Origin of the sequence: Nocardia sp. NRRL WC-3656, assembly GCF_000720265.1 — a bacterium.
GTDB classification, from domain to species: domain Bacteria; phylum Actinomycetota; class Actinomycetes; order Mycobacteriales; family Mycobacteriaceae; genus Nocardia; species Nocardia nova.
On the sequence record NZ_JOJF01000001.1, the window covers coordinates 545,440 to 562,274 of the forward strand.

Consider the following 16,835-nt stretch of genomic DNA (forward strand, 5'->3'; position numbering starts at 1 on the left):
TGGGTGCCGACGTTGCTGATCATCCATCACACGCCTTCGCCGTTCCTGCAGGACATGTTCGAAGCGGTGGTCGCGGGCGCCACCGACCCCGAGATCGAGGGAGTCGAGGTGGTGCGGCGGGCGGCGCTGGCGGTGACCGCGAGCGATGTCCTCGCCGCCGACGGCTACGTGCTGGGCACGCCGGCCAATCTGGGCTACATGTCGGGCGCGCTCAAACACGCCTTCGACACCTTCTACTACCCCTGCCTCGACAGCACCCGCGGCCGGCCGTTCGGGGTGTACATCCACGGCAATCAGGGCACCGAGGGCGCCGAACGCAGCATCACGACCGTGACGACCGGGATGGGGTGGCAACAGGCCGCCGCGCCCGTGATCGTCACCGGTCAGCCGGGCAAGGACGACCGGGAGAAGTGCTGGGAACTGGGCGCGACGATAGCGGCGCAATTGACCGCCTGAGCCGGTGACCCGATTTCTGGTGTCTCACACCGATATCACCGGCACCGTCATACTCGACGGCAGGACGTCGCGTTCCCGGCCGGGGCGCGGCGTGGTGTTCGGGTTTCGGGAAGGGTGAGGACCATATGACGCCACCGCGGCGGATCGGTCTGGTCGAGGACCACGAGTCGGTCGCGCTCGGCCTGGCCAGCATGCTGGCCGGCGAAAGCGATCTGGAACTGGTCATCACCGCCGGAACGGTGTCCGAATTGCTCTCGGCGGCACCGGAACTGGATCTGGTGATCCTCGATCTGCGGCTCGCCGACGGCTCCACCCCGCAGTCCAATGTGCAGGCCCTGCGCGACCGCGGGCTCGAGGTGCTGGTGTTCACCGGAGCCGATAATCCGTTCCTGGTGCGCTCGGCCGCGCGCGCCGGGGTGCTGGGCGTGGTGCGCAAATCCGAGGATGTGCAGACCGTGGTCGCCGCGGTGCGCGCCGCCGCGAGCGGCGAACAGGTGGTCACCACCGATTGGGCGGCCGCCATCGACGGCGATCCGCAGCTGCGCGATGTCGGATTGAGCCCGCGTCAGCAGGAGGTGCTGACCCTCTACGCATCCGGCGAGAAGGCTTCCCGGGTGGCGCGGCTGACCGGGCTCTCGGAACAGACGGTCAACGACTACCTGGGCCGGATCCGCCAGAAATACGCCGACGCCGGCCGCCCCGCGCCCACCAAGACCGACCTCTACAAGCGCGCGGTGGAGGACGGATGGCTTCCGGTGCCCGAACGCAACAACCAGGCATGATCGCGGTCGACGCACCCGGAGTCTTCGCACGCACCGCAGCCGCGGCCCGCATCCGGGTTCCCGGCCGCGCGCAGGTGCGCTCCGATACGCCTGCGGTGGAGCGCGTCATGCGCCGGCTCGGGCTCTCGATCGGCGCGGGTGGGGTGATCATGGGCCTCGCCGATCTTCCGGAGATCACCGAGCAGGCGCGGTTCACGCCCGCCTGGTGGACGCCGAGTGCCAGCGCGCTGGCGTTCGGACTGTTCCCGGTCCTGGCCGTGCTGTCGATCCGGTCGAGCCCGCGCACCATCCGGCTGGTGTCGAGTTGCGCCGCGGTGGCCTTCCTGTCCGCGGTGGCGACCATGCTGATCGGGCTCGACACCCACAGCATCGGCGCGAATTCGGTGTGGCTGTATCGGATGCTGCCACTCGGTGTGCTCGCGGCGACGTTGGCGTGGCCGGCGCTCGTCGCGGTGGCGTATCTGCTGATCGGGTCGGCGGCCGTCGCGTTGACGAATATCTATCTGGCGGAACAGTTCACGGCAGCGTCCGTGCTCAGCGCGTTCGCCCGCGCCGTCGGGTTGTCGGCGCTGTTCCTGTGGTGTGTGGTTTCGGCGCTGTCGGCCGCGGCCCGGGTGGACCGCGAATCGGTGGCGGCGAGTAGACAGGCTGCCGAAGCGGCCGCGGCCGCGGCGCGCGACAACGAGAGCGCCCGCTTCGCCGCCCTCATTCACGACGCCGTTCTCTCCACGCTGCTGGACGCCTCGCGCGGCAGCGAACCCTCGGACGTGTTGCGCCGGCAGGCCGAACGCACCCTGGACCAACTCGACGAGATCCGCGTCGAATCGCGCGAACCCGATATGCTCGACGCTCGTGCGGCCGTGGCTTTCCTGCGCGCCTCGGTGCACGAGGTGAATGCCGGCATTCGGTTCACCACCAGGACCTGGCCGGGCTTCGACGACCTGCGCATGCCCGCCGCCGCCGCGCGCACCCTCGCCGCCGCCCTGGCCGAAGCGGTCCGCAACAGCCTGCGCCACGCGGCAGTGCCCGGTCGCGCGGTGACGCGCACGGTGACCTGCACGATCAGCGCGGGCAGCATCCGGGTCGTCTTCACCGACGACGGCGCGGGATTCGACGTGAACGCGGTCTCCGCGGACCGCCTCGGCATCTCGGTGAGCATTCTCGGCCGCATGCGCCAGCTGGCCGGTGGCGCCGGATTCGTGGAATCGCAACCCGGGGAGGGCGCCGCTGTGACCTTGGTATGGGGCGGTGACGGTGCGCACTGAATCCGGTCGTGAACAAGCGTTCGGGTTGCGTGAGCTGCTCGGACTGCGCGGTCCTACCGCGTGGCTGTTTCTGGTCCTGCTGGAGGGGACCATCACCCTCTACATGGTCCGCAACCTCGACTCCACCACTGCGCTGCCGGCGGTGACCGCGCTGATCGTGATGGTGGTAGGCGGTGCACTGGTGCTGGTGGTCCCCGGCGATCCGCTGCCCTGGACCGTGACGATCTTCGTCGCCGCCGCCGGACCGGTCGCCACCGCCCTGACCTCGGTCGCTCCCGGCATACCGGAAACCCGGCAGATGGTGTGGACCACCTTCGCGACCTCGTATGTGCTGGCCGTGCTGGTGCTGCGCGGCCGGATGGGCACGGCGTGGCTCGGCGTGGCCGGAGTCGCGGTCGTCATCGGTGTCGACGGCGCGCGGGCCTGGCTGAACGCGAGCGCGATCGTCGCCGCGATCGTGCCCATCGGCACCGTCATCGCCATCTCGGTGTTCGCGCAGATCATGCGACCCACCCAGCGTTCGCTGCGGGGGTTGCGCGAGGAAGCGAGCGCCCAGGCCGCCGCGGAGGCGACGATGGCGGCCGCCGACGGCGAACGCACGCGGCAGCTGGAGCGCCTGGACCGGGTGGCCCGCCCGATCCTGGAACGGATCGCCGACGGCGCGGTCCTCACCGTCGGTGAACGGGAACAGTGCCGGCTCCTGGAGGCGGAACTGCGCGACGGACTGCGCGCCCCGCAGTTGATGACCGAGGAGCTCAGCGGTGCCGCGCGGGGTGCGCGGGCACGCGGGGTGGAGGTCGTCCTGCTCGACGACGGTGGGTTCACCGATGCGCCGAAGTGGTTGCGCGAACGCGTCATCGACGTCGCCACACGGGAATTGGACGCGGCCAACGCCGGTTCGGTGACGGTGCGCATCCTGCCGCCGGGGCGGCGGGTGCTGTCGACGGTGCTCGCGCAGGCGCCCGACCACGACCGCCGCACCGAGATCGGCCCCACCGGCACCGTGACGGTGATGGACTGACTCAGCTGTCGCAGCGCCCGGGGCCGCCCTTGCGCATCTGATCACGCAGGGCGCCCTGTACCGCGCCGGAGAGCCAGGAATTCAGCGATTGACCGCTCTGGGTCGCGGCCTCCTCGGCCCGGGCCTTCAGATTCTCGACCATGCGCAGGGTGACCCGGCTGATGTCGCCGGTCATCTCCTCGAAGGTGGGGTGCGACTCCTCGCTCGCGATGCGGCGTACCTCCACCTGCGCGTCGGTACCCGACAGCGAGACGTGCACGGTGCGATCGTCGAGGGTCGCGTTGACCTCCTCGGCCAGGTCCGAGAGCGCGGCCAGCAGCGTCAGCCGCAGCGAATTCTCGGTGGCGGCGGCCAGCGCGGCGGCGGTCGCCTGGGTCTTCTCGTCGCCCAGGGCGGCCGCCGCGATGAGATCGTCGCGCAGGCGGGCGGTGTACTTGTTCAGATCCATGACATCAGTATGACGTCATTTGTGACATTACGCCACCGCCAGGATGTCGTCACGGTTGCTGTCATTGCTGGAATGTGACCGGAATGTCTGCCGATATCACGGGCGACGGTTCGGTGTCGTCTCCGCGACCGGGTAGCCTTTCTGACCATGACGAACGGTGAATCGACGCGAATAGGGCTGCGCGCGTCCGGCACGGTCGGTGTCGCGATGGTGACCCCCTTTACCGCCGAGGGCAAGCTCGATGTCGATTCCGGCGTCGCCTTGGCCGCACGCCTGGTCGACCGCGGTGTCGACCTGCTCGCCATCTCCGGCACCACCGGGGAATCGCCGACCACCACCGAATCGGAGAAGTTCGACCTGCTGCACGCCGTCGTCGACGCCGTGGGCGACCGCGCCACCGTCATCGCGGGCGCCGGCACCTACGACACCGCGCACAGCATCGAGCTCGCTCGCAACGCCGAGCGTGCGGGTGCGCACGGTTTGCTGGTGGTGACGCCGTACTACTCGCGTCCGTCACAGGAAGGCCTGCTGGCGCATTTCACCGCCGTCGCCGATGCCACCGATCTGCCGGTGACGCTCTACGACATTCCGCCGCGCTCGATCGTGCCGATCGCCCCGGATACGCTGCGTCGCCTGGCCGAACATCCGAATATCGTCGCGGTGAAGGACGCCAAGGGCGACCTGGGCGCGGGGGCGGAACTGATCGCCGACACCGGACTGGCCTACTACTCCGGGGACGATGTGCTCAACCTGCCGTGGTTGTCGGTCGGCGCGGTCGGATTCATCAGCGTGATCGGGCATCTGGTGCCGGAGCGGCTGGTGCAGCTGCGCGACGCGTACGCGGCCGGTGAGGTCGCGCTGGCGCGCGACATCAACGCCGGCCTGCTGCCGGTCAACCGCGCGATGGCCCGCGTGGGCGGCGTGGCCCTGATCAAATCCTCGCTGCGACTGCTCGGAATGGATGTCGGCGAGCCGCGGCTGCCGCAGCTGATGCCCGTGGGTGTGAACTTGGAATCGATCGTCGCCGAACTGCGGCTGGCGGGAGTGCTTGCATGAGTGAACCGGTGAACCGTCGTCCGCGCCGGACCGCGAGCCGAGTGGCGGGAGCGCCGGCTCCGGCGCCGCCGCCCGCGCCGCGCAAGGAGCCCGAAGCGCCTGCGGTGCAAGAGGTTTCAGCGCCCGCGACGCAACAGGCGCCGCCGCCGGAGCCCGCGCGCGCCGCCGAACCGGCCGTCGAGCGCCGGACCGCCCCTGAGCGACGCGAATCTGCTCCCGCGGCCCAGCGCGAAACCGCTCCCGCGGCACAGCGCGGCGAATCGGCTCCCGCGCAGCGCGGCGAGCAGATCGGCGACCGAGGCCGTTCCCGGCGTTCCGGCCGGGGCCGCCAGTCGGGCCGTGGTCGTACGGAACAGGCTGCGCCGCAGCCGGTTTCGTCGGAATTGCCGATCGGGCTGCCGCCCAAGCTGCCGAAGCAGGGCCTGCGCGTCTACGCCCTCGGCGGCATCGGTGAAATCGGCCGCAATATGACCGTGTTCGAATACGACGGCGCGATGTTGATCGTCGACTGCGGTGTGTTGTTCCCCGAGGATCAGCAGCCCGGCGTCGACCTGATCCTGCCCGACTTCCGGCCGATCGAGGACCGGATCGACGAGGTGGCCGCCGTGGTGCTGACCCACGGGCACGAGGACCACATCGGCGCGGTGCCGTTCCTGTTGCGGCTGCGTCCCGACATCCCGGTCGTCGGTTCGAAATTCACGCTCGCGCTGGTGGCCGCGAAATGCCGCGAACATCGCCTGCAGCCCAAGCTGATCGAGGTCATCGAGGGCCAGCGGACCACCCACGGCCCGTTCGACTGCGAGTACTTCGCGGTCAACCACTCCATTCCCGACGCCATCGCGGTCGCGGTGCGCACGCCGGCCGGACTGGCCCTGCACACCGGTGACATCAAACTCGATCAGTTGCCGCTCGACGGCCGCCTCACCGACCTGGCCGGGTTCTCCCGCCTCGGCGACGAGGGTGTGGACCTGTTCCTGGTCGATTCGACCAACGCCGAGGTCCCCGGCTTCGTCACTCCGGAACGGGAGATCGGCCCGGTCCTCGACAGTGTGATCGGCAAGGCCAAGGGCCGCGTGATCGTGGCCTCCTTCGCCAGCCACGTCCATCGCATCCAGCAGGTCGTCGACGTGGCGCAGCGCTACAACCGGCGGGTGTGCTTCGTCGGTCGTTCGATGGTCCGCAATATGCAGATCGCGCAGGATCTCGGGTATCTGAACATTCCCGAGGGCATCGTGGTCGATCTGGATCAGGCCGCGAATCTGCCCGTGCACAAACTGGTGCTGATCTCGACCGGCTCGCAGGGCGAACCGCTCTCGGCGCTGTCGCGGATGGCGCGCGGCGACCATCGTCAGATCAACATCCGCGCCGACGATCTGGTGGTGCTGGCCTCCTCGCTGATCCCGGGCAACGAGAACGCGGTGTTCGCGGTGGTCAACGGCCTGGCCCGGCTGGGCGCCACCGTGGTGACCCAGCAGAGCGCGAAGGTGCACGTCTCCGGGCACGCCTCGGCCGGTGAGCTGCTCTACCTGTACAACGCGGTCCGCCCCACGAATGCCATGCCGGTGCACGGCGAGTGGCGGCATCTGCGCGCCAATGCCGCGCTCGCGGTGGCGACCGGCGTGCCCGAGGAACGGGTCATGCTCGCCGAGGACGGTGTGGTGGTCGACCTGGTCGACGGCATCGCCTCGATCGTCGGCCGCTATCCGGTCGGGCAGGTTTACGTCGACGGTTTGTCGGTCGGCGACGTGGGTGAATCGACGCTGTCGGACCGTCTGGTACTCGGTGAGGGCGGTTTCATCGCGATCACCGTGGTCGTCGACGAGACCACGGGTAAGGCGGTCAGCACGCCCGAGGTCAGCGGCCGCGGCTTCTCCGACGATCCGGGTGCGCTGCTGGGTGCGCAGGAGCTGGTGGAGGCCGAACTGCTGCGCCTGGCCGGGGAGGGTGTCACCGATACGCACCGCATCGCGCAGGGTGTGCGGCGCGTGGTGGGCCGCTGGGTCGCCGACACCTACCGCCGCCGCCCGATGATCGTGCCGACCGTCATGGGCGTCTGATCCTTCGGGATGTGGCCCCGCCCGCAGCGATGAGCCCGGGCGGGGCCGCTGCGCAGTGCCGATGAAGCGCAGGAACACCTGTGGGGTGACGCTGCCTACCTCCACCGGGCTCGGAACCATTACGCTCGGCCCATGAGTATGGCTCAACGGGAACGCCGGGCCCTGGTGTCGACCATGACGGCGGTCGGTCCCGACGCCCCGACCCTGTGCGGTACCTGGACGGTGCACGATCTGGCCGCGCATCTGGTGGTACGGGAACGCCATCCCGCGGCCGCGCCGGGGATTCTGCTGAAACCTCTTGCGGGATATCTCGATTCGGTGCAGGCGAAGGTGTCCGAGAAGCCGTTCACCGAACTGCTGGAGCAGATCCGCACCGGGCCGCCGTGGTGGTCGCCGCTGAAGCCGGTCGACGCCGTGGTCAACCTGACCGAGATGTTCGTCCACCACGAGGACGTGCGCCGCGCCGACCCGGAGTGGAAGCCCCGCACCTTGTCGGCCGAGGACGAGCGCAAGTTGTGGTCGGCGACGCGGCGGATGGCGCGGATGGCGTATCGCAAATCCCCGGTCACCGTCGTGCTGGCGACGCCGGAGGGTGATCGCGTGACGGCGCACAACGTCGGCGGCGATGCGGTGGTACTCACCGGGCAGCCCTCCGAACTGCTGCTTCACGCATTCGGGCGCAACGAGGTCCGCATCGATGCCGCCGGCGGGGTGGACGATGTGGCCGCGGTCTTCGCCTCCGATCGCAGCGTCTGAGGCCTTCGCGCGCGTCGTTTCCGGCCGCTGACGGCGTTGTGAGGTCGGCAATGATGTGGTTGGGATGGGTGTTGCGGATGGTCCCGATGGGGCTGTTGCGGCTAGCCTGAGGTCATGGCAGGTAAGTCCCGCGGCACCACGACGTCGAGTTCGCGGGCGGGATCCACCCGGGGGCGGGCTCCGGCGCGGACTCGCTCGGGAGGCGGACGCACCCGATCGGCGCCGCGTGGCCGCACCACCGCGACCCGCCGGCCGGTGCGCCGGTCACCGCAGACCGCGCCGCTGGCGGTGCTCGGACGCGGTATCGGCAACGGCTGGTCGGTGCTGGCGCGCGGATTCGGCGCCACCACCCGCACCATCAGCCGCGCGGGGGAGATCGAACACGGTCACCGCCGCGACGGAATCGCGTTGGCGCTGGTCGCTTTCAGCGTCGTCATCGCGGCGGCGGTCTGGATGTCGGCGGGCGGTCCGGTGGGGCACTGGGTCGACACCGCGGTGCGCGCGATCGCCGGATCCGCCGCCGCCGTGCTGCCGTTCGTGGCCTCCGGTATCGCGGTGGTGCTCATGCGCACCGAACCGCGGCCCGAGATCCGGCCCCGGCTGGTGCTCGGCGGATTGCTGGTGGGACTGCCGGCGCTCGGAATCTGGCATATCTTCGCGGGCGCGCCGTCCGATGCGCACGGGCGCGCCCATGCGGCGGGTTTCGTCGGCTATGTGCTGGGCGGGCCGCTTCGCAACGGGCTCACCGCGTGGCTGGCGGTGCCGCTGCTGTTGCTGGCCATGCTCTTCGGACTGCTGCTGGTGACCGGGACGACCGTGCGCGAGGTCCCGCACCGGCTGCGTGAACTGTTCGGCCTGCCCGATCCCGAATACGGCGACGACGACGGGCAATACGGGCTCTACGACCCGGAAAACTATGACGCCGACGGCTTTCCGATGCACAAGAGCCGTTCCTCGCGGCGTCGCCGCACCCCGGAGGAGAATTATCCGACCGACGAATTCGGTGGCGCCGACGCCGTCACCGAGGTTCTCGGCGAACCGCCGTTGCGCGATGCGAAGGATATCGCCGAGCCGGACGAAACACCGCCCCCCGCAAGCAAACCCAAGACGCGCAAGCCGCCGAAGGTCGTCGACCAGACACCCGAGCCGCAGCCTCCGCAGCAACTGGAATTCGTCACCGACCGCGAGGTCGACGGGGATTATCAGCTGCCGCCGCTGACCCTGCTGACCGACGGCGATCCGCCGAAGAAGCGCAGCGCCGCCAACGAATCGATGATCGAGGCGATCACCGAGGTGCTGGTGCAGTTCAAGATCGACGCGGCGGTCACCGGTTTCGTGCGCGGTCCCACGGTCACCCGGTACGAGGTCGAACTCGGCCCCGGTGTGAAGGTCGAGAAGATCACCGCCCTGGCCCGCAATATCGCTTATGCGGTGGCCACCGAGAATGTGCGTTTGCTCGCACCGATTCCGGGCAAGTCGGCGGTCGGTATCGAGGTGCCGAACGCCGACCGCGAACTGGTCCGGCTGGCCGATGTGCTCAAGGCGCCGTCCACGCGAAACGACCACCACCCCTTGGTGATCGGCCTCGGCAAGAACATCGAGGGCGAATTCGTCTCCGCGAATCTGGCGAAGATGCCGCATCTGCTGGTCGCCGGTTCCACCGGTTCGGGTAAGTCGAGTTTCGTCAACTCGATGCTGGTCTCGCTGCTGGGCCGCGCCACTCCGGACGAGGTCCGGATGATCCTCATCGACCCGAAGATGGTGGAACTCACGCCGTACGAAGGCATTCCGCATCTGATCACGCCCATCATCACCCAGCCCAAGAAGGCCGCTGCCGCGCTGGCCTGGCTGGTGGAGGAGATGGAACAGCGGTATCAGGACATGCAGGCCAGCAAGGTCCGCCACATCGACGATTTCAACAAGAAGGTGAAATCGGGCCAGATCACCACGCCGCTGGGCAGCGAGCGCGTGTACCGGCCCTACCCCTACATTTTGGCGATCGTCGACGAGCTGGCCGATCTGATGATGACCGCGCCGCGCGACGTCGAGGACGCCATCGTGCGTATCACCCAGAAGGCGCGCGCGGCCGGTATCCATCTGGTGCTGGCGACCCAGCGGCCCTCGGTGGACGTGGTGACCGGTCTGATCAAGACCAACGTCCCCTCCCGGCTGGCGTTCGCGACGTCCTCGCTCACCGACTCCCGCGTCATCCTGGACCAGCCGGGTGCGGAGAAATTGATCGGTATGGGCGACGGCCTGTTCCTGCCGATGGGCGCATCCAAGCCGACCCGATTGCAGGGCGCGTTCATCTCCGACGAGGAGATTCAGGCCGTCGTCGACTTCGCCAAGAATCAGGCCGAACCCGAGTACCAGGAAGGCGTCACCACCGCCAAGGCCGGGGAGAAGAAGGACGTCGACCCGGATATCGGCGACGATCTGGACGTCTTCCTGCAGGCCGTCGAATTGGTCGTCACCTCGCAGTTCGGTTCCACCTCGATGCTGCAGCGCAAACTGCGCGTCGGATTCGCCAAGGCGGGCCGCCTGATGGATCTGATGGAGACCCGCGGCGTGGTCGGCCCGAGCGAGGGCTCCAAGGCGCGCGACGTGCTCGTCAAACCCGATGAGCTGGACGGACTGCTGTATTCGATCCGCGGCGGTGGAGAGGCGGAGCCGGCGGCCGAACCCGATGCGATCGATGCCTAGGCTCCCGGCGTAGGCCTCACCCGGTGTAGGCCCAGCCGGTGACGGTCCGGATCTTGACCCGGATGACCGGTCCGCGCGGGGCGTTGTCGCGATACTGCGGGTATTTCGCGGTGAGCCAGGCGATCGCCTCCGCGCGTTCGGTGTCGCCGGTGGCGACGGCGGCGGTGCCGTCGAGCCGGACCCACCACAGCCGCGACCAGTCCTCGTCGTATTCGTCGGCCAGCACCGAGACCCGGTTCTCGGCCGCGATATTGCGCAGCCGCCGCAAATCCGTCGTCGATTTGGGCTTCTGATCGACCGCGGTGACCAGGATGCGGTCCGTCGGAGAGAGCGCGAAGGTCACGGGCACCAGGTGGGGCCGGCCGGTCGGATCGGTCGTACCCAGCCGGGCCACGCGGGCCGCGCGAACTCGCGCCAGCGCCGTATCGGGGTCCAATCGCACCGGTTCACGGTAGATCGCCGGACGGCGCGGTGTGGCCTACAGCGTCGCGTTCTCTCGCTGGATCTGCTCGGCCGCCTCCGCCTGGATGCGCTCGAACTGCGCACCCATCGCCGCGGCCAGGGCATTGGCCGCCGAAAGCGGACGGACCATCACCATCAGATCGTCGATGCGGCCCGCCTCGTCGGTATGGATGAAATCCGCGCCGGTGACGTGCTTACCGTCGACCGTCGCCTCGAAAATCAGCGTCGAGTCGTGCCCGCCGGCGTCGGTGATCTCGCGGACGTAGCGGAAGTCCTCGAACACCCGCATGACGCCGCGCAGAATCGCGGCGGTGATGGCCCGGCCGGGGTAAGGCTTGAACGCCACCGGGCTGGTGAACACGACGTTCTCGGCGAGCAACGCCTCGATCGCCGCGCTGTCACGTGCCTCCACGGCCTGTCGGAATGCCTGCATCGCCACCTCGCATATGCAACTGGTTGACTATGCCGAGCATCGTAGCGGGCTTCGCCGCGCCTGCCTAGGCGTTCGGCGCCGCCTGTGCCGAGAAGGCGCCCATCACCGGGGTCCATTCCAGGAATCGCTTCGCGTCGATCAGCCCCTCCCGGGCGAACGGATCGGCCGCGAGCAGCTCCTCCAACGCCGCGGCATCGTCGGCGCGGAACAGCAGCAGCGCGCCGGAGCCGTCGGCATACGGCCCGGTCGACAGGACCACACCCCGGTCGACCAGATTAGACAGCCATTCCCGATGGCGGGGCCGACGCTCGTCGCGCCCGGCGACGGTGGCATCGGAATAGGTGTAGTGGACGGCGAAGATCGGCACGCGAGCTCCCGAAAGATTCAGAGGGTCAACAGCATTCGAGTATTGCCGAGGGTGTTCGGCTTGACGTAGCTGAGGTCGAGGAATTCGGCCACACCGGTGTCGTAGGAGCGGCACATCTCCGCGAACACTTCCGCCGTGACGGGCGTGCCGTCGATCTCGGCGAACCCGTGCCGGGAAAAGAACTCCACCTCGAAGGTCAGCACGAACAATCGCTGCAGCTGGAGTTCGCGGGCGGTCGCGATCAGCTGATCCACGATCAGGCGCCCGACGCCCTGTCCTTTGGCATCGGGGTGGACCGCGACCGTACGCACCTCGCCCAGATCGGCCCACAGCACGTGTAATGCGCCACATCCGACCAGGCGCCCGTCGACCTCGGCCACCCAGAATTCCTGGACCGACTCGTAGAGTGTGACGAGATTCTTCTCCAGCAGAATGCGGCCCGCGTAGACGTCGACAAGGCTTTTGATCTCGGGCACATCCGAGGTGCGGGCGCGTCGGACGACCACGGTGCCGGGGCCGGTGGCGCCGATCGAATCAGTGTGGTGTGCCCGCGTCGTCATGGGGTGCACAGTAGTCGGGTCGTTAACCGATAGTCTGGTGGAGTGCCGCACATCTCGTCCGCCCGCCTGCCTCGATCCGCCGGGGGCCGCGGCTGCGTGCATTCCGTCCGGGGGTGCCGGTGAGCGTGCAGAGCGACGACATGGACCGGACCTGGGCCGAGGCCGGCAGAGCGCGGGCGAATCTCGTTCCGCCGCAACCGAAGCGGACGGTCGAGCCGTCCGCGGTGCCACTGATGAACATCGCCAACATTCTCACGGTCCTGCGCATCGTGATCGTGCCGATCTTCCTGCTGGCGTTGTTCGCCGCCGGCGGCCACGACACCGGGTGGCGGATCGCCGCGGCCGCGCTGTTCGGCGTCGCGGCCATCACCGACCGCATCGACGGACAGCTCGCGCGCAAGTACGGACTGGTCACCGACTTCGGCAAATTGGCGGATCCGATCGCCGACAAGGCGTTGATCGGTGCGGCCCTGATCGGATTGTCGGCGCTGGGCGATCTGCCGTGGTGGATCACCGTCGTGATCTGTGCCCGCGAGATCGGCGTGACGTTGCTGCGACTGGCGGTGGTGCGCCGCGGCGTGATTCCGGCCGGCCGCGGCGGTAAGGCCAAGACCCTGGTGCAGTCGGTGGCGATCGCCGTTCTGCTGCTGCCGCTGGCGGACGCGTGGGCGAGCGCCGGAATGGCGCTGATGTATGTCGCCGTGGTGCTGACCGTGGTGACCGGACTGGATTACGTGGTGCAGGCGGCCCGATTGTGGGCGCGGCCGGTCGAGCGGCGGTGACGCCGGTGGGCACCGAGGTGGCCGCCGCCGACCCGCTGGCCGCTGTCCCCGAGGCCGCCGAGCTGGTGGCGACGCTGACCCGCATCGGTCAGACCGTGGCCACCGCCGAATCCCTGACCGCCGGTTTGCTCGCGGCCACCATCGCGGGGGTGCCGGGAGCCAGTGTGGTGTTGCGCGGCGGAGTGATCGTCTACGCCACCGATCTCAAACATCGCCTGGCCGGCGTGAGCGAGGACACCCTGGCCACGGACGGGCCGGTCGCGGCGGGAACCGCCGAACAGCTCGCCGTCGGCGCGCGCACGGTGTGCGGGGCCGACTGGGGAATCGGATTGACCGGCGTCGCCGGGCCGGACCCGCAGAACGGCTGCCCGGTCGGCACCGTCTTCCTGGGGCTGAGCGGGCCCGAAGGGACCGAGGTGGTGCGGTTGCAGCTGGCCGGGGACCGGTGGACGATCAGGATGAGCGCGGTTCGCACGGCCGTCGCGGAGCTGCTGCGCCGCGTCGGTGGCGGCGACCGCATCGGCACCGGCTGACGACGGCTTTCCGGTGGCTGCCGATCGGTTCCCGCGGACGGGAACCAACGGGGTGGCATGCGACGTTGGCACTGTAGACGGAGGGTGCGTCACGCTCGACGGCGGTCGCGCTCGGCCCGGTGAGGCGAGAACGTGAGGAGAACGAGATGACGCTGCTTCGAGAGGCCATCGGCGAGAGTCTGCGGCGCGCTCGGATCGCCCAGAGCCGGACCCTGCGCGAGGTGTCCACGTCGGCACGCGTGAGCCTGGGCTATCTGTCCGAAGTCGAACGCGGCCGGAAAGAGGCCTCGAGCGAACTGCTGGCCGCGATCTGCCAGGCGCTGGACGTGCCGCTGTCGCAGGTGCTGGTCGACGTGAGCGCCACCATGGCCGACGCCGACGCCCCGGCCCCCGCGACGGAGACCGCCGACACCGCGCCCGCCGCGAGTGCGTCGGCCCGTGCGGGAATCGCCGAGGACACCCGGATCGTGATTCCCGCCCCGAAGGCCGAGAAACTGGTCTTGGTGCAAGCGAAGTGACTCGCCGCGAACCGGCGATCACAACTGCCGGCGCCGGATCGGCGCCGGCAAGGCTGTACGACGGAGCGGAAACCGATAGATTCTCTGTAAGCGTCGGTTACGGGTGGTTCGGCAGCCCGGATCCGATGCCGTGGAGGATAGGGACACAGGGGTGCGTGACGGTCGCGCACCGCCGCCGTGCTGGGGCGCGGCGTAGTCAGATGGAGGCGGGATCAATCGATGGCTAATCCGTTCGTGAAGGCCTGGAAGTACCTGATGGCCCTCTTCGATTCGAAGATCGAGGAGCATGCGGATCCGAAGGTGCAGATTCAGCAGGCTATCGAGGAAGCCCAGCGTCAACACCAGGCCCTGTCGCAGCAGGCCGCGTCCGTGATCGGTAACCAGCGCCAGCTGGAGATGAAGCTCAACCGTCAGCTCGACGAGGTCGAGAAGCTCAACGCCAACGCGCGCCAGGCCGTCCAGCTGGCCGATCAGGCCAATGCCGCCGGCGACGCCGACAAGGCGATCCAGTACACCAACGCCGCCGAGGCGTTCGCGGCCCAGCTGGTCACCGCGGAACAGTCCGTCGAGGACCTGAAGGTGCTGCACGACCAGTCGCTGCAGGCCGCCGCCCAGGCCAAGAAGGCGGTCGAGCAGAACGCCATGCTGCTGCAGCAGAAGGTCGCCGAGCGCACCAAGCTGCTCAGCCAGCTCGAGCAGGCCAAGATGCAGGAGCAGGTCTCCGCATCGCTGCAGCAGATGGATTCGACGCTGTCCGCACCCGGCAGCACCCCCAGCCTGGACGCGGTGCGCGAGAAGATCGAGCGTCGCTACGCCAACGCGCTGGGCGCCGCCGAGCTCGCGCAGAACACCGTGCAGGGTCGCATGATGGAGGTGCAGCAGGCCAGCGTGCAGATGGCCGGCCACAACCGCCTCGAGCAGATCCGCGCCTCCATGCGTGGCGACGCGCTGCCCTCGGGTGACTCCGCCGGTCAGTCCATCGCCAACCCGGCTCAGCCGCAGGTGAACAAGGGCCAGGCCGCGCAGCAGTAAGGCGCGCAGCGGGTCGATCGGAAGGCTGGGCAGATGGGACGAACGCGGGCAGGTAACGAGCCCGCGCCGACCCGCGCGCGGCCCTGGTCCCGATCCGCTCGCGGCGCCGCGTCTGCGCCGCCCGCCTCCGCCGCACCGTCGGCCGATGCGGCGCGGACGCCACTGACGACCTCCCCACCCGTCGCCGACGCCGCCGCGTGGCAGTCGATCGCCGAATCCATTGAGCGGCATCGCGTTTCCGGTGCGGCCGCGCCTTCACCGGCTTTCGAGGAGAACGCGGTGACCGGCGTCGACGCACCCTCACCGCCGGGCGTGACCGGATCCGCCGCGTATGCCGAGCCTGAAGGTGCCGGTGCACACCGTCGATCGTCCGAGGCGGTGGACGACACGGGTACGGACCGGAACTCCCGGGCCGAGGGCCGAGACGTGAACACCCGTCGCCGCGCGGCGCGCGAGATTCTGCGCGGTCGTCGTGTAGCGCCGTCCGGTCGTCGGTCTCGTCGGCGTGGTAAGGCTGCCGATATCGAATCCGATGGCCGCCGAACGATAGTCGATCCCGCATCGGACACGGACAACCCGAGCGCTCACGGCGTCGACCACGAGACCCGTGAGCCGGACAGCGGGCCCACGTGGTCGCCCACCGGATCACGCGGAGTCGGTGGGAATGCGCGCGAGCGCCGTCGTTCGCCTGGCCGAGGTGCGTTTCGCGATCCCATCGCCCACACCGTGGCCGCGGAGGAGCCGCTCGCACGCGCCGGGCGGGTTCCGGGCGCGCTGCGCGACGCCGGGGAATTCGCCTTGCATGCGGTCCGGAAGTGGGCCGACCCGCGGGAGCGGGAACTTCGCCGCCGGCGGCGGGTGCGGCGGCGCAGCCTCCGCTGGAGCGCGGCCTCGGGCGTGACCGCGCTGGGAACGGCCGGACTGGTCGCGATCTCGGCGCCCGTGTGGGCGGTTGTCGTGGTCGGTGGTGGTGCGGCCGCGCTGGTGACCGGCGCGGCGGTGAGCACCCGCCGATACCTGGAGTTGCGTCGAAACCCCTTGCCGCCCGCGGCGTTCGTACCCCGGCGGCTGCCCGCAGTGCAGTCCGCGGCGCGGGCGCCCATCGCCAGGTTGGTCCGGGCGGAACGCGCCTTTCACGCCCTCGGCCGTCAGATCGAGGCGAGCGGGCGAATCCCGGCCGACGATTTCGCCGACACCGTGGCGACCGCGGCATCCGGCGCGGCCGCCCTGCACGCTCTCGCCGGGGATATCGCGGCGATGGAGAAGGCGCTCGCGGTGGTTGCGACGTCCCATGCCGGGGCGGGATTGCGGCAGCAATCGGCCGCGATGGTCGGCCGGCTGGAATCCGGCGTGACCGAATACGAGCAGCTTGTCGCCGCAGCCGGTCAGATCCTGGCGGCCGGGGCGAGCGAAGCGCCGACCCCGGCGGACGAATTCGGCTGGGCCATGTTCATCCTGCGCGAGGCGGCCGACCGACTGGACGGCTGGGCTCAGGCGCTCACCGACCTGGCCGACCGGCACTGAGCGCGGGCGCCTGGGCGGCGTCGGGTCCCTGGGGCCGGTGGCGCCCCGTTCACGGACCGATCCTCGCGGCTGATCAGGCT

The 16,835-nt window shown here is 69.5% G+C and carries 18 protein-coding genes; 13 read left to right on the forward strand and 5 right to left on the reverse strand.

The window, feature by feature from the left end:
- Window positions 1-3 precede the first annotated feature (3 nt).
- The 4 genes from IG65_RS0102655 (at window position 4) to IG65_RS0102670 (ending at window position 3,524) form a co-directional block, all read left to right on the forward strand.
- Entirely contained in the window at window positions 4-456 is a 453-nt protein-coding gene (locus IG65_RS0102655) for a flavodoxin family protein (RefSeq protein ID WP_030513190.1), read from the forward strand.
- Window positions 457-581: 125 nt separating this feature from the next.
- The gene (locus tag IG65_RS0102660; RefSeq protein ID WP_030513191.1) at window positions 582-1,238 is read left to right on the forward strand and encodes a response regulator transcription factor; all 657 of its coding nucleotides are present in this window, start codon (window positions 582-584) and stop codon (window positions 1,236-1,238) included.
- Window positions 1,202-2,503: an ATP-binding protein gene (locus tag IG65_RS0102665; RefSeq protein ID WP_156055463.1), complete on the forward strand. Its 1,302-nt coding sequence runs from the start codon at window positions 1,202-1,204 to the stop codon at window positions 2,501-2,503. The genes IG65_RS0102660 and IG65_RS0102665 overlap by 37 nt, the downstream gene beginning before the upstream one ends.
- Window positions 2,487-3,524 carry a hypothetical protein gene (locus IG65_RS0102670; RefSeq protein ID WP_030513193.1) on the forward strand — a complete coding sequence of 346 codons (1,038 nt, stop codon included), beginning with the start codon at window positions 2,487-2,489 and terminating at the stop codon, window positions 3,522-3,524. The genes IG65_RS0102665 and IG65_RS0102670 overlap by 17 nt, the downstream gene beginning before the upstream one ends.
- Before the next feature lies 1 nt (window position 3,525).
- Here the strand turns inward: IG65_RS0102670 and IG65_RS0102675 are convergent, their stop codons facing one another.
- The gene (locus IG65_RS0102675; protein WP_030513194.1) at window positions 3,526-3,972 is read right to left on the reverse strand and encodes a hypothetical protein; all 447 of its coding nucleotides are present in this window, start codon (window positions 3,970-3,972) and stop codon (window positions 3,526-3,528) included.
- A 147-nt stretch (window positions 3,973-4,119) separates the two neighbouring features.
- Between IG65_RS0102675 and dapA the strand changes: the two genes are divergently transcribed.
- From dapA to IG65_RS0102695, 4 genes are all read left to right on the forward strand, one after another.
- Entirely contained in the window at window positions 4,120-5,028 is a 909-nt protein-coding gene (dapA, locus tag IG65_RS0102680; protein WP_030513195.1) for a 4-hydroxy-tetrahydrodipicolinate synthase, read from the forward strand.
- Window positions 5,025-7,085 (forward strand): ribonuclease J, encoded by a 2,061-nt coding sequence (locus IG65_RS0102685; RefSeq protein ID WP_030513196.1) that lies wholly within the window; start codon window positions 5,025-5,027, stop codon window positions 7,083-7,085. The genes dapA and IG65_RS0102685 overlap by 4 nt, the downstream gene beginning before the upstream one ends.
- A 132-nt stretch (window positions 7,086-7,217) precedes the next feature.
- On the forward strand, window positions 7,218-7,841 hold the full coding sequence (locus IG65_RS0102690) for a TIGR03085 family metal-binding protein (RefSeq protein WP_030513197.1): 624 nt from the start codon (window positions 7,218-7,220) through the stop codon (window positions 7,839-7,841).
- Between the two features lie 114 nt (window positions 7,842-7,955).
- Window positions 7,956-10,544 carry a DNA translocase FtsK gene (locus IG65_RS0102695; protein WP_036522755.1) on the forward strand — a complete coding sequence of 863 codons (2,589 nt, stop codon included), beginning with the start codon at window positions 7,956-7,958 and terminating at the stop codon, window positions 10,542-10,544.
- 16 nt (window positions 10,545-10,560) lie between these two features.
- Here the strand turns inward: IG65_RS0102695 and IG65_RS0102700 are convergent, their stop codons facing one another.
- The 4 genes from IG65_RS0102700 to IG65_RS0102715 form a co-directional block, all read right to left on the reverse strand.
- Window positions 10,561-10,986 (reverse strand): TIGR03668 family PPOX class F420-dependent oxidoreductase, encoded by a 426-nt coding sequence (locus IG65_RS0102700; protein WP_030513199.1) that lies wholly within the window; start codon window positions 10,984-10,986, stop codon window positions 10,561-10,563.
- 36 nt (window positions 10,987-11,022) lie between these two features.
- Window positions 11,023-11,439, reverse strand: a complete 417-nt coding sequence (locus IG65_RS0102705) for a nuclear transport factor 2 family protein (RefSeq protein WP_030513200.1) — start codon at window positions 11,437-11,439, stop codon at window positions 11,023-11,025.
- A 64-nt stretch (window positions 11,440-11,503) separates the two neighbouring features.
- On the reverse strand, window positions 11,504-11,806 hold the full coding sequence (locus IG65_RS0102710) for a YciI family protein (protein ID WP_030513201.1): 303 nt from the start codon (window positions 11,804-11,806) through the stop codon (window positions 11,504-11,506).
- 17 nt (window positions 11,807-11,823) lie between these two features.
- On the reverse strand, window positions 11,824-12,366 hold the full coding sequence (locus tag IG65_RS0102715) for an amino-acid N-acetyltransferase (RefSeq protein ID WP_030513202.1): 543 nt from the start codon (window positions 12,364-12,366) through the stop codon (window positions 11,824-11,826).
- Window positions 12,367-12,485: 119 nt separating this feature from the next.
- Between IG65_RS0102715 and pgsA the strand changes: the two genes are divergently transcribed.
- The 5 genes from pgsA to IG65_RS0102745 all read left to right on the forward strand — a co-directional run bounded on the left by pgsA (window position 12,486) and on the right by IG65_RS0102745 (window position 16,755).
- Window positions 12,486-13,148: a CDP-diacylglycerol--glycerol-3-phosphate 3-phosphatidyltransferase gene (gene pgsA, locus IG65_RS0102720; RefSeq protein WP_036522992.1), complete on the forward strand. Its 663-nt coding sequence runs from the start codon at window positions 12,486-12,488 to the stop codon at window positions 13,146-13,148.
- A gap of 5 nt (window positions 13,149-13,153) precedes the next feature.
- Window positions 13,154-13,681 carry a CinA family protein gene (locus IG65_RS0102725; protein ID WP_369801450.1) on the forward strand — a complete coding sequence of 176 codons (528 nt, stop codon included), beginning with the start codon at window positions 13,154-13,156 and terminating at the stop codon, window positions 13,679-13,681.
- Window positions 13,682-13,827: 146 nt separating this feature from the next.
- Window positions 13,828-14,199 carry a helix-turn-helix domain-containing protein gene (locus IG65_RS0102730; protein WP_030513205.1) on the forward strand — a complete coding sequence of 124 codons (372 nt, stop codon included), beginning with the start codon at window positions 13,828-13,830 and terminating at the stop codon, window positions 14,197-14,199.
- Window positions 14,200-14,418: 219 nt separating this feature from the next.
- Window positions 14,419-15,231, forward strand: a complete 813-nt coding sequence (gene pspA / locus IG65_RS0102735; protein WP_030513206.1) for a phage shock protein PspA — start codon at window positions 14,419-14,421, stop codon at window positions 15,229-15,231.
- A 726-nt stretch (window positions 15,232-15,957) separates the two neighbouring features.
- Entirely contained in the window at window positions 15,958-16,755 is a 798-nt protein-coding gene (locus IG65_RS0102745; RefSeq protein WP_156055464.1) for a hypothetical protein, read from the forward strand.
- Window positions 16,756-16,835: the final 80 nt, after the last annotated feature.